Genomic DNA, 12,002 nt, shown 5'->3' on the forward strand with positions numbered 1-12,002 from the left:
GCGCCCGCCCCCGTCAGTCCGCTCGGACGTCGCGGGCGCAGCGGAAACCGGCGAAGATCTGGCGGCGGACCGGGAAGTCCCAGTTGCGGAACGTTCCCCGGCAGGCGGCCGCGTCCGTGCCGAACGACCCGCCGCGCAGCACCTTGTGCTCGCTGCCGAAGAACACCTCCGAGTACTCCCGGTACGGGAAGGCCGCGAACCCCGGGTACGGGCGGAAGTCCGAGGCCGTCCACTCCCACACGTCGCCGATGAGCTGGTGCGCCCCGCACGGGGCCGCACCGGCGGGGTAGGCGCCGACCGGCGCCGGGGACAGGTGGCGCTGGCCGAGGTTGGCGTGCTCCGGCCCGGGGTCCTCGTCGCCCCACGGGTACCGCATCGAGCGACCCGTGCGGGGGTCGCAGCGCGCCGCCTTCTCCCACTCGGCTTCGGTGGGCAGCCGCTTGCCCGCCCACGCCGCGTACGCCTCCGCCTCGTGGTGGGACACGTGCACGACGGGCTCCTCCGGCCGCACCGGTTCGACGCGGCCGAACCGCCGGCGCACCCACCGGTCGCCGTCGCGCCTCCAGAACAGCGGAGCGGCCAGCTCCGCCCGCTGCCGGTAGGCCCAGCCCGCTTCGCTCCACCACCGGGGCTGGTCGTAGCCGCCGTCGGCGATGAACTCCGCGAACCGGGCGTTGGTCACCGGCGCGGCGTCGAGCCGGAAGTCGCCGACGTGCACCTCGTGCGCGGGACGTTCGTTGTCCAGCGCCCACGGTTCGGTGCTGGTGCCCATGGTGAAGGCACCGCCGGGCACGAGCACCTCCGCGGGCACCTCGGCCGCGGCCGGTTCCGGCGGCGCCGGCGCGTGCAGCGCGGGCGGGCCGGAGCGCAGCTGGTGCGTGGCGAGCATCGTCTCGTCGTGCTGCTGCTCGTGCTGGACGATCATGCCGAAGGCGAAGGCCTCCCGGACGAGGTCCCGCCCGGACAGCGGGCTCCGGTCGAGCACGTCGAGGACCTTCTCGCGCACGGTACCGATGTACGAGCGGGCCTCGCCGGGGCCGAGCAACGGCAGCTCGGGGCGCTGGTTGCGCGGATGTTGGAACGCGTCGTAGAGGTCGTCGATGTCCGGGCGCACCGGAGCGATGCCGCCGACGTCGCGCACGAGCCAGATCTCCTCCTGGCTGCCGACGTGCGCGAGGTCCCACACCAGCGGGGACATCAGCGGCGAGTGCTGCCGCACCAGTTCGCCGTCGTCGACCGCGTCCGTCAGCTCGGCGCTGCGCTGCCGGGTGCGGGTCATCTCGGTGGCGACGCGCTCCTTGAGCCGCCCGCTCGTCATGTCGTCCACAGTGGACACACCTGCTCTCGGTCGCTCTCGATCGCCCTCAGCACCGCACCGCCGCGCACCGCCCGGCGACGAACGTCGCCAGTCGGCGGGTGAGGGCTTCCACACCTTCCATTTCGGACAACCTGCGCCAGGCGAGGTGCAGCACCGGACGCGCCAGCCGCGCCAGCACCGGGTCGGCGAGGCCGTCGCGCGCGGCTTCGGTCCACCGCCCCTCGGCGGGAGCGGTGAGCTCGCGCACGGCGTCGACGGTGCTCTCCTCGCGGAACAGCGCCGCCAGCACGGCCACCGGCAGCATCCAGTCGTGCGCGGGCTGGGCGTCGAGGTAGCGGACCTCGAAGTAGCCGTGCGGCCGCACCGGGGGGAACACGGTGGTCAGGTGGTAGTCGAGGTCCTCCGGCGTGGGCTCGCGGTCGAGCCCGGCGCGGTCGGGACCGATCCACTCCGCGAGGCTGACGCCCGCGGGCGCGCGCCAGTCGCCGCTGTCGCGGCGGACGCAGGTGAGCTCGGTGTCGAGCATCCGCCGCGCCCAGTCGCGGGCGGGCTGCGCGGTCAGCCGCTCCGGCGGGCCGTCCCGGGAGGGGTTCATCCGCAGCAGCGACCGCATCCGCGTCGACGCCCACCCGGTGCGGGCGCGGTGCAGGCGCGGCGAGTTGGAAAACGCGGCGATGAGCACCGGCCCGAGCGTGTGCAGCGCGGCCCACCGGGCGGCCGAGCGGTGCTGCTCCCCCACGTCCAGGCACACGTGGATGCCGGCGGTGCCGTGCATCATGAGCCGCCCGTGGCGGCCGACGCGGTCGAACGTGGTCGCCAGCGCCACGTACCGCGGTGCGCGCAGCACGGCGCGCGGCAACCGCCAGGCGTCCATGGCCTCGTCGGCCATGGCCAGGTCGCAGCGGGCGAGCCGCTCGCGGAGGTAGGCGGCGTCGGCGGTGACGCGGGTGAGCAGTTCCCCCAGGTCGGTGGCCGGCGTGCTGGAGATCTCGACCTGACCGCCGGGCTCGAGGGTGAGGGTCGAGCCGTGCGGCAGCGGCCGGTGCGGGCTGTCGGCGACGAGCACCGCGGGCGCGTGCGGACCGAGGGAGGTGGCCAGCGCCGCGGCGTCGAGCGGCCGCCGCGGGTCGCTCCGGTGGTGGACGAGCCACTCGAGCTCGACGCCGAGCAGCCTGGGCGGCCCGTGCCGGAAGCTGGCCCCGGCGATGCGCTCCTCGGCTGCGCCCCGGTCGTGGACGACCGCACCGGCGGGATCCGAGGTGCGCGGCACCGGCACCACGTGCCGGTCGGTCTGCTGCCCGGTGGATACGGCCATGCGGTCACCGCCAGACGGGGCGTACGGCTGCGGGAGTGCCGGGCCGCTGCGGGCCCTGGGGACAGCCTCGTTGTGGCACGGCCGGGACGACAGTGCCGTTTACGGTGATACGTGAGCGCGGAAAGTAACAGTACGTACGTACGGATTGCACTGGTGGCCCGTGTGTTGCAAGGATCAACCCATGCCACGGGTCAGTCAAGATCACCTGGACGCGCGCCGCCGTCAAATCCTCGACGGCGCCCGCACGTGCTTCGCGCGGTTCGGCTACGAGGGCGCGACCGTGCGGCGGCTGGAAGACGCGACCGGGTTGTCCCGCGGCGCGATCTTCCACCACTTCAAGGACAAGGAGTCGCTGTTCCTGGCCCTGGCCGAGGACGACGCGGCGCGCATGGCCGACGTCGTCGCCGAGCAGGGACTGGTGCAGGTCATGCGCGACCTCCTCGGCCAGCCGAGCGGGCACGACCGCACGCCGGGGGCGGACTGGCTGGGCACCCGCCTGGAGGTCTCGCGCCGGCTGCGCACCGACGAGGAGTTCCGCGAGCGCTGGGCCCAGCGCTCCGAGCAGCTCACCGCAGCGACCAAGGCCCGCCTGCGCTGGCAGCGCCAGTCCGGCAACCTCCGCGACGACGTGGACGTCGACGTGCTCACCTCCTACCTGGAGCTCGTGCTCGAAGGCCTCGTGTCCCACCTGGCGATGGGCTTCCCCGCCGACGACCTGGGCCCCGTGCTCGACCTCGTGGAGGAGAGCGTGCGGCGCCACCGGAACGCGTGAGCCGCCTCCACCAGACGCGCGGGTGATGTCCCCCGGTCGTCCCAGCGGCCGCGTAATGTCGGGGGCCGCGGATGTCCGGACCGCGGAGACCGGGGCGCGGCGTCCAGGAGCGCGGGCTCCGGGAGCGCGGCGGCAGCGAGGGAGAGGAGCACGGCCGGATGTGGAGCGAGTGGTGGAACCGCTTCCTCGCATCCGACCCCGCGCTGCGCCGGCTGCGCACCGCCTCCCGGGTCGTCCTCGCCGTCGGCACCGAGCTGCTGGTCATGCTGCCGCTGCTGACCTGGTGGGGGCAGCCACCCACCATGGCGCTGGTGGGCGCGGTGGTGGCCATCATGGCCACGCTCGCCGTCAACGACCCGGACCTGCGCCAGCAGCGGGTCACCACCGTGCTCCTGCCGCTGCCCGCCGGCGCGTCGCTGACGCTGTCCACCGTCCTGACCCCGTGGCCGGCGGCCCGCATCCTCGTGTTCCTGGCGATCATCTTCCTGGCGACGTACGTGCGGCGGTTCGGACCGCGCTACTTCCCGCTCGGGATGGTCGCGTTCATGGGGTACTTCTTCACCATGTTCCTGCAGCCCGCGGTCGCCAACGTGCCCGCGCTGCTCGCCGCGGCCGGCTGCGGGACGCTGAGCGCCTACGTCGTGCGCTTCCACGTGCTCAGCGACGCACCGGAGGGCGTGCTGGAGCGCGGCCGGCGGACGCTGCGCGCGCAGGTGCACGGGCTGCTGCACGCCGTGCGGGACGTGGCCGCGCAGCCGGACGTGCCCCGCAGGCGCAAGACCCTGCACAACCGGCTGGTGCGGCTCAACGAGACCGCCGTGATGCTGGAGAGCACCGTCCAGCAGCTGACCCCGCTGGACCAGGCCGGCGAGGAACTCGTGCGGCAGCGCATCCTCGACGTCGAACTGGCCGCGGAGAACCTGCTCACCCCCCTCCTGCAGCTCATCGACCACCCCAGCGGCGGTACCGACACCGCCCGCGCCATCGACTCGCTGCTGCTCGTGCTGCGCACCCGGCCGAGCGAGGTCCGCGAGGCCGCGCAGTCGGTCGCCGACGGGATCGAGCGCTCCGGATCGGTGCAGGTGGCCATGGGGGTGCGCAGGCTCGGCGCCAACCTCGCCGACCTCGCCGACGCCACCGGGGAGCTCGGCGCGCACCGCGCGGACCCCTCCGCGCGGACCGAGGAGGACTCCGAGGAGGAGCAGGACACCGCCACCGGCCTGCAGCGGTTGGAGACCCGCATCGCCGTGCAGGTCACCACCGCCGCCGGCCTCGCCATCCTCGCGGGGCAGCTCGTCTCGCCGAACCGCTGGTACTGGGCGGTGATCACGGCCTTCGTCGTGTTCATCAGCACGCGCAGCCGCGGCGACCTCCTCGTGCGCGCGTGGCAGCGCACCGCGGGCACCCTGTTCGGCGTCGTGGCGGGCATCCTCGTGGCCATCCAGATCGGCGGGCACCAGACGGCGCAGATCGCGGTGATCCTCTGCTGCCTGTTCCTGGCGTTCTACTTCGCCGGCTACTCCTACGCGGCGATGACGTTCTTCATCACCACGCTGCTCGGCGCCCTCTACGACATGCTCGGCACGTTCAACATCGGCGTGCTCGAGGTGCGGCTGGCCGAAACGGCCATCGGTGCGGGAGCGGGCATCCTGTCCGCGCTGTTCATCCTGCCGACCCGCACCCGCGACCAGGTCCGGGACAACATCGAGGAGATGCTGCTGTCGCTGCGGACGTTCCTGCGCGAGACGGGCACGAGCATCGACGCGGAAGGCGGCGTCTCCAGCCTGCGCGGGTCCGTCCGCGACATCGACGACCGGTTGCAGCAGGTGGTCACCAGCGCGCGCCCGCTGACCAGCTACCGCTTCCGCTCGCGGCGCAGCGATCTGCAGCGCTCGGTGACGATCCTGAGCGGGTGCGCCTACTACGTGCGCAACCTCGCCGTGTCGCTGCCGCCCACCGTCGACATGACCGACGAGGACACGCGCGGACGGCTGGCCGAGCTGCTGTGGGCGCTGGCCGATGCCGCCGAGGCGCTGACCGCCGAGGCCCAGCAGGAGTTCGGCGCGGCGCAGGAGGCCGCCCGCCAGGCCGGGGAATCGCTGCACGACCTGGCCGAAGCCCTGCCCGCGGGCCCCACGTCGCTGCACCGCAGCCTGCACTGGCTCGACCGGATCGAGCAGCTGCTCGAGGACCTGGACGAGGAGCTGCTCGCCCCCGGCCAGCGCTCCGGAGCACCGCGCACCTGATCCGCGGTGGCGCCCGGGCGTGCGTGATCGACTACGCTGCGGCGCGACTCGATCACGCACGACGGAGGGTCGCCCGTGGCACGCTCAGCACTCGCCAAGATCGGCTCCGGAATCGCCGCGGCGGCGGTGGCCGCGAGCCTGACCACCGCCCCGGCCCAGGCCGCACCGGCCGGGCAGTCCCCACCACCGGCCGACTTCGGTCCGTGCCCGCAGGACCTGGCCGAGCAGCACCCGGACCTGCGCTGCACCTGGGTGGACGTGCCGGTGGACTACTCCGCGCCCGGCGCCGAGCACATCCGCCTGCTCGTGTCCCGGCTGCCCGCGCGCGAGCCCGCGCAGCGGCGGGGAGCGCTCGTGGTCAACCCCGGCGGCCCGGGCGGGCCCGGCGCCTCCTTCGCCGGCCGCCTCGCGAGCGCGGTGCCGGCCGAGGTGCGCGACCACTACGACCTGGTCGGGTTCGACACGCGCCACAGCGCGCACAGCGCTCCGATCAGCTGCGTCGACCCGGAGGAGCACTGGACGCCACCGCTGCCCGATCCGGACTCCCCCGCCGACCGAGCGGAGAACTGGCAGCGCGCCGAGGACTACGCCGCGGGCTGCGCGGAGCGGGCGGGCCGGTACCTGCCGCACCTGACCACGCCGAACAACGCCCGCGACATGGACCGGGTGCGCGCCGCCCTCGGCGAGCAGCGCATCAGCTACCTCGGCTACTCGTACGGGACGTACCTCGGCGCGGTCTACGGCGAGCTGCACCCGCAGCGCGTCGACCGGATGATCCTGGACAGCGCGGTGGACCCGACGCGCGGGCGCCTGTGGTACGAGACGATCCTCGACCAGGACGTCGCCGTGCAGCACCGCCTGGAGCGGTACTTCCGCTGGGCCGCCGAGCACGACGGTGCGCTCGGCCTCGGCAGCAGCGCCGCGCAGGTGCGCGAGCACTGGAGGGGCGTGCTGCAGGAACTGCGGCAGCGGCCGCACGGCCCGCTCGGCCCGTCGGAGTTCATCGAGATCACGTTCAACGCCCTCTACGGCGAGAGCGACTGGGTGCCGCTGGCCGAGGCGATCGACCGGTTCCGGAGCGGGGACGACCGGGCGCTGGTCGGCATGGTCGAGCCGAAGGACCGCGCCGCGGAGAACGCCAACGCGATCTACAACGCCGTCGAGTGCGCCGACAGCCCGTGGCCCGCGCGCCGCTCCGAGTGGGAGCGCGACGCCACCGAGATGGCCGCGGACCACCCGCTGGCCGCCTGGTACAACAGCTGGACCGTGGCGCCCTGCCGGACGTGGGCCGCACCGCCGCGGGAGCCGGTCGAGATCACCGGGGAAGGCCTGCCGCCGGTGCTGGTGATCAACTCCGAGCACGACGTGGCCACCCCGCACGAGGGGGCGCTGGCCATGCACCGCGCGCTGCCGTCCTCGGTGATGATCACCGAGCGGAACGCCGGCAAGCACGGGGTGTTCGCGCTGGCCGGCAACGCGCGGGTGGACCGCATCGGGGCGGACTACCTGGTGGACGGCGCGGTTCCGCCGCACGACCGCAGCGTCCCCGGGCACGCCCCGCCGGACCCCGGCGAGGACTCCGCGGCCCAGCGCTCGGTGGAGCTGCCGCTGGTGGGCCCGCTCGGCTGAACGCGCCGTGCGGGTGCCGACGCGGAGCCCCGGCACCCGCGCGGCGGCGCGATCAGAGCACGCCGTGCATGTAGCGCTTGATCGACCGCGCGGCGAGGAGCAGCAGCGCGGCGCAGGCGATGGTGGCCGCGCCGATGACGCCGAAGTACAGCTGCTGGTTGCCCACGGTGAAGTAGTTGACGACCTGGGCGCCCAGCCCCTGCCCCATCGCCGGGGCGAGGAAGTACAGCGCCATCGCCTGCGAGGAGAACGCGGCCGGCGCGAGCTTCGTGGTCACCGACAGGCCGACCGGGGAGAGCATGAGCTCGCCGAGGGTCAGGATCACGAAGACGGCTCCGAGCATGAGCGCGAAGTGGTCATCGCCGCCCGCGGCGGTCTTGGACAGCACCACCCACAGGAACGCGATGCCGACGCAGACCAGACCGCCGACGAACTTCTGCGGCGTGTTCGGCTGCCGGTCGGCCATCTTCACCCACAGGGCGGCGAACACCGGCGCCAGCACGATGATGGACAACGCGTTCACCGACTGGAACCACGAGGCCGGGATGTGGAACCCGAAGAAGTCGAGCTGGGTGTCCTCCTTGGCCAGCGCCGCCAGGGTGTTCGGCTGCTGCTCGAACAGCAGGAAGAACAGCGCCGTGGCCAGGAAAAGCGGGATGTAGGCGATCATCCGCTGCCGTTCGGTCCGGGTGATCTGCCTGCTGGAGAGGATCACGGCGAAGTAGCCGATCGGCAGCACCGCGGAGAGCACGCTGATCAGCGTGACCAGGCCTTCCAGATCGAGCACCCCGGTGGCGGCGAGCCCGCCGAGGACGGCGACGAGCAGCACGACGATGCCGGCGGCCCGGCCGAGCACTCCGCTCTTGCGCTCGGCGGGCAGCGGGTTGACCGGGTGCAGGCCGGCGGTGCCGAGGTTGCGGCGGGTGAGCACGTACTGGATCAGGCCGAAGGCCATGCCCACGGCGGCGGCACCGAAACCGGCGTGCCAGTTGACCTTCTCGCCGAGCCAGCCGCAGATGAGCGGGGCGGCGAAGCCGCCGATGTTGATGCCCATGTAGAAGATGGAGAACCCGGCGTCGCGGCGCGTGTCGTGATCGCCGTAGAGCCCGCCGACGATGTTCGAGACGTTCGGCTTGAGCAGACCGGTGCCGAGCACGAGCAGGAACATGCCGCCCAGCAGCGTCGGCAGTCCTCCGGGCAGCGCGAGGCAGACGTGGCCGAGCATGATGATGAAGCCGCCGTAGAGCACCGAGCGCTGCGCGCCGATCACGCGGTCGGCCAGCCAGCCGCCGAGGATGCCGGACATGTACACCGAGGCGCCGTAGCCGCTGACCACGGCCAGCGCGGTGGACTGCGGGATGCCGAGCCCGCCCTCGGAAACGGCGGTGTACAGGTAGTACGCGAGGATCGCCCGCATGCCGTAGTAGGAGAAGCGCTCCCACATCTCGGTGAAGAACAGCGTTTGCAGCCCGCGGGGGTGCCCGAAGAACCCCCGCTGCGGCGCGTCCGCAACCGTGGTACTCACGATCACGTCCTCTCGTGTCACGAGCGGCGGTAGCCGCCTGTCAGTTCTGCCGCCTGTCGGCTCGGTCCGGCCGCGTCCCGGGGTTTTGGACTAGACCACGCAGGAGACGCTGCGCGACTGGCACGCGGGCGCGGCGCGCACGCGCGAAGCGCGACGTATCCGGGGTGGCTGGCCACACCGATGAGTGCCCAGGAGTCGTTCCACCACGGGGGAGACCGGTCGATCACTACATGTAATCAACACGCGTGATCATTCCGATTTATACCCCCTTGCGAGGGAACAACTTTACTCTGCGCATCAGGCGGACTGTACGCGGCGTTTCCGCACCCCAGGTTGCGAAACGGCTGAGATGGCGTAACCGACTCGCAGCACCCCGCCCGGACGCGGTCGCGGCGGAATGCTCCGCGCGGCCGCCGCGTTGCCCCCCGAGCGGGGTTGCCCGCGCGGCGACTCCCCGGTCATCCGGGCTCAGCCGGCAGCGGTCACGCGCGGGGGACGGCGACCGCGACGCGCATCTCTCCGGGCTTTCCCGCGCGTGCACACCCGATATACTGGACCGGGAACTGTCATCCCTTTCCCGACGACCCCTTCACGACGCCCTATTCCCGATGAGGAGTGACAACGTCAGTGCCCGAGGCACCATCCCCCGACGGGGGCAGTACCGGGCCGGGTCATAGACCCGGCGCCCCCGCGAGTTCGTCCCACCCCCTCCCCCGAGTCCTCGCCCTCCCGCGAGGTGGCCGGTGATGGACGTTCTCACAGCGATCGGCGGTCTCCTCTTCGTCGTCGTGCTCACCCTGGGCACCGGCGCAGCAGTGGCCGCCGAGTTCTCCCTCACCTCCCTCGACCGCAGCACCGTGGACGCGAACGTCCACCAGGTGGGCGATCGCCGTTCCCGTTCTGTGCGTAAAGCGCACGGAAGCCTGTCGTTCCAGCTCTCCGGCGCCCAGGTCGCGATCACGATCACCACGCTCGCCACCGGCTACGTGGCCGAGCCGTTGATCGGCGAGCTCATCCGGCCGGTCGCGCTGGCCGCGGGACTGCCCGGCTCCGCGGCGGGAGCCGTGTCGCTGGCACTGGCGATCCTGCTCGCCACGGGACTGTCGATGGTCTTCGGCGAGATGGTCCCGAAGAACATGGCCATCGCGCGCCCGCTGCGCACCGCACGGCTGGTCTCCGCCTACCACGGGGCGTTCTCGCGCGTGTTCCGCTGGCTGATCAACGGCATGAACAACAGCGCGAACTGGGTGGTGCGCCGCTTCGGCATCGAACCGCAGGAGGAACTGCGCTCGGCGCGCTCGGCCGACGAGCTCGGGGCGATCGTCCACTCCAGCGCCGAGCACGGCACCCTCGACGCCGCCACCGCGCAGCTCATGGACCGCTCGCTGCGCTTCGGCGAGCGCACAGCGGAGGAGGTGATGACCCCGCGCGTGCGCGTGGAGGCGCTGTCCACGGATTCGAGCGTCGTCGAGCTGCTGGAGACCGCGCGCCGCACCGGCCGCTCCCGCTTCCCCGTGCACAGCGGGGACCTCGACGAGGTGCACGGCGTCGTGCACGTCAAGCAGGCCTTCGGCGTGCCCGCGGACCGGCGGGCGCAGACGCGGGTCGGCTCGCTCGTGCGGCCCGTGCCGCGCGTGCCCGAGAGCCTCGACGGCGACTCGCTGCTCAACCGGCTGCGCGGCTCGGGCCTGCAGCTGGCCGTGGTCGTCGACGAGTACGGCGGCACCGCCGGCATCGTGACCCTGGAGGACGCGGTGGAGGAGATCATCGGCGACGTCCGCGACGAGCACGACACCGGGGAGGCCTCCCCGGTGCGGAAGCTCGCGGAGAACACCTGGATCGTGTCCGGGCTGCTGCGGCCCGACGAGCTCGCCGAGTCCACCGGTTTCACCATGCCCGACGGGGACTACGAGACCGTTGCCGGCCTGATCCTGGCCGAGCTCGGACGCATCCCGCACATCGGTGATTCCGTGGCGATCGGCGACTGGCGCCTGACCGTGCGCCGCATGGACCGCAACCGGGTGGACCGCCTGGCGCTGACCCTGGTCAGCGCGCCGGTTCCCGCGCAGGTGCAGGAGGTGCGATGAGCGAGACGTCCGCGATCCTGCTGGCACTGGCGCTGCTGCTGCTCAACGCCCTGTTCGTCGGTGCCGAGTTCTCCCTGCTCTCGTCCCGGAAGGACCGGTTGGAGGCCCTGCGCGAGCAAGGGGTCGGCCGCGCCCGCACGGTGATCAAGGCGAGCCAGGAGGGCTCGCTCATGCTCGCCAGCGCCCAGCTCGGCATCACGCTGTGCTCGCTGGGACTGGGCCGGCTCGGCGAACCCGCCGTGGCCGCGCAGCTGGAAGTGGTGCTCGGCCCGCTGGGGATCCCGGAGGCGGTGCTGCACGCCATCGCCTTCACCGTCGCCATGGCGATGGTGGTCGTGCTGCACGTGCTCGTCGGCGAGATGGTGCCGAAGAACCTCGCCATCTCCGACCCGGAGCGGCTCGCGCTGTGGCTCGTGCCCGCGCTGGTGGGATTCACCGCGATCGCCCGACCGCTGATCGCCGTGTTCAACGCGCTCGCCAACGGGGTGCTGCGGCTGCTGCGGATCACCCCGAAGGACGAGCTGGAAACCGCCTACACCTCGGAGGAACTGGCCGAGCTGCTGGTGCAGTCCCGGCGCGAGGGGCTGCTGGAGCAGGCCGAGCACCGGCGCCTGGCCCAGACGCTGTCCTCGGTGCAGCACCACGTCAGCGACGTGGTCGTACCGCTGGACGACGTGCGCACGCTGTCCGAGCGCCCCACCCTCGGCGAGGTCGAGCGGGCCGTGTCCGAAACCGGGTTCTCCCGCTTCCCGGTGCGCGGACCGCGCGGGCGCCCGCGCGGGTACCTGCACGTCAAGGACGTGCTGGACCAGGTCTGCGGTCCGAGCGGGACCGCGGTGCCCGCGGAGCGGATCCGGCAGCTGCCGAGCGTGTCGACCGGCTCCCGGCTCAACGAGGCCCTGGCCGCGCTGCGCCGGACCGGCAGCCACCTGGGCATCGCCGTCGACGACGGCGGGACGATCACCGGCGTCGTCGCGCTCGAGGACCTCGTCGAGGAGTACGTCGGCACCGTGCGCGACGGCACGCACGTGGCCGGCGCGGCAGCGGTCTGACCTCCCCGCACCGGAGACCGCAGGGTGCGCCCCCGCCGGGGGCGCACCGCCGGTTCCA

At 72.8% G+C, this 12,002-nt stretch carries 8 protein-coding genes; 5 read left to right on the forward strand and 3 right to left on the reverse strand.

The genetic code is table 11. The features are described from left to right. Window positions 1-13 precede the first annotated feature (13 nt). Together egtB and ACYVJE_RS12945 are read right to left on the reverse strand one after the other, a co-directional pair. Complete coding sequence (egtB, locus tag ACYVJE_RS12940) at window positions 14-1,318, reverse strand: ergothioneine biosynthesis protein EgtB (RefSeq protein ID WP_459159959.1); 1,305 nt, start codon at window positions 1,316-1,318, stop codon at window positions 14-16. 46 nt (window positions 1,319-1,364) lie between these two features. Beyond that, window positions 1,365-2,633: a glutamate-cysteine ligase family protein gene (locus tag ACYVJE_RS12945; RefSeq protein ID WP_461144628.1), complete on the reverse strand. Its 1,269-nt coding sequence runs from the start codon at window positions 2,631-2,633 to the stop codon at window positions 1,365-1,367. A gap of 181 nt (window positions 2,634-2,814) precedes the next feature. Between ACYVJE_RS12945 and ACYVJE_RS12950 the strand changes: the two genes are divergently transcribed. The 3 genes from ACYVJE_RS12950 (at window position 2,815) to ACYVJE_RS12960 (ending at window position 7,280) form a co-directional block, all read left to right on the forward strand. After that, window positions 2,815-3,405: a TetR/AcrR family transcriptional regulator gene (locus tag ACYVJE_RS12950; protein ID WP_459159314.1), complete on the forward strand. Its 591-nt coding sequence runs from the start codon at window positions 2,815-2,817 to the stop codon at window positions 3,403-3,405. Between the two features lie 158 nt (window positions 3,406-3,563). Then, window positions 3,564-5,651, forward strand: a complete 2,088-nt coding sequence (locus tag ACYVJE_RS12955) for an FUSC family protein (protein ID WP_461144629.1) — start codon at window positions 3,564-3,566, stop codon at window positions 5,649-5,651. A 75-nt stretch (window positions 5,652-5,726) separates the two neighbouring features. Then, complete coding sequence (locus tag ACYVJE_RS12960; RefSeq protein ID WP_461144630.1) at window positions 5,727-7,280, forward strand: alpha/beta hydrolase; 1,554 nt, start codon at window positions 5,727-5,729, stop codon at window positions 7,278-7,280. Between the two features lie 52 nt (window positions 7,281-7,332). Here the strand turns inward: ACYVJE_RS12960 and ACYVJE_RS12965 are convergent, their stop codons facing one another. Continuing rightward, the gene (locus tag ACYVJE_RS12965; RefSeq protein ID WP_461144631.1) at window positions 7,333-8,805 is read right to left on the reverse strand and encodes a peptide MFS transporter; all 1,473 of its coding nucleotides are present in this window, start codon (window positions 8,803-8,805) and stop codon (window positions 7,333-7,335) included. 746 nt (window positions 8,806-9,551) lie between these two features. On the opposite strand from ACYVJE_RS12965, the gene ACYVJE_RS12970 reads away from it, so the two are divergent. Continuing rightward, on the forward strand, window positions 9,552-10,892 hold the full coding sequence (locus ACYVJE_RS12970) for a hemolysin family protein (protein WP_461144632.1): 1,341 nt from the start codon (window positions 9,552-9,554) through the stop codon (window positions 10,890-10,892). Then, entirely contained in the window at window positions 10,889-11,944 is a 1,056-nt protein-coding gene (locus tag ACYVJE_RS12975; protein ID WP_461144633.1) for a hemolysin family protein, read from the forward strand. The genes ACYVJE_RS12970 and ACYVJE_RS12975 overlap by 4 nt, the downstream gene beginning before the upstream one ends. Window positions 11,945-12,002: the final 58 nt, after the last annotated feature.

It is taken from the genome of Salinifilum aidingensis, from assembly GCF_054782015.1.

Excerpts from the sequence above, each read along its gene's own strand:
- egtB (WP_459159959.1), bottom strand. The coding sequence starts at position 1,318 with ATGACGAGCGGGCGGCTCAAGGAGCGCGTCGCCACCGAGATGACCCGC.
- ACYVJE_RS12945 (WP_461144628.1), bottom strand. The coding sequence starts at position 2,633 with ATGGCCGTATCCACCGGGCAGCAGACCGACCGGCACGTGGTGCCGGTG.
- ACYVJE_RS12950 (WP_459159314.1), top strand. The coding sequence starts at position 2,815 with ATGCCACGGGTCAGTCAAGATCACCTGGACGCGCGCCGCCGTCAAATC.
- ACYVJE_RS12955 (WP_461144629.1), top strand. The coding sequence starts at position 3,564 with ATGTGGAGCGAGTGGTGGAACCGCTTCCTCGCATCCGACCCCGCGCTG.
- ACYVJE_RS12970 (WP_461144632.1), top strand. The coding sequence starts at position 9,552 with ATGGACGTTCTCACAGCGATCGGCGGTCTCCTCTTCGTCGTCGTGCTC.
- ACYVJE_RS12975 (WP_461144633.1), top strand. The coding sequence starts at position 10,889 with ATGAGCGAGACGTCCGCGATCCTGCTGGCACTGGCGCTGCTGCTGCTC.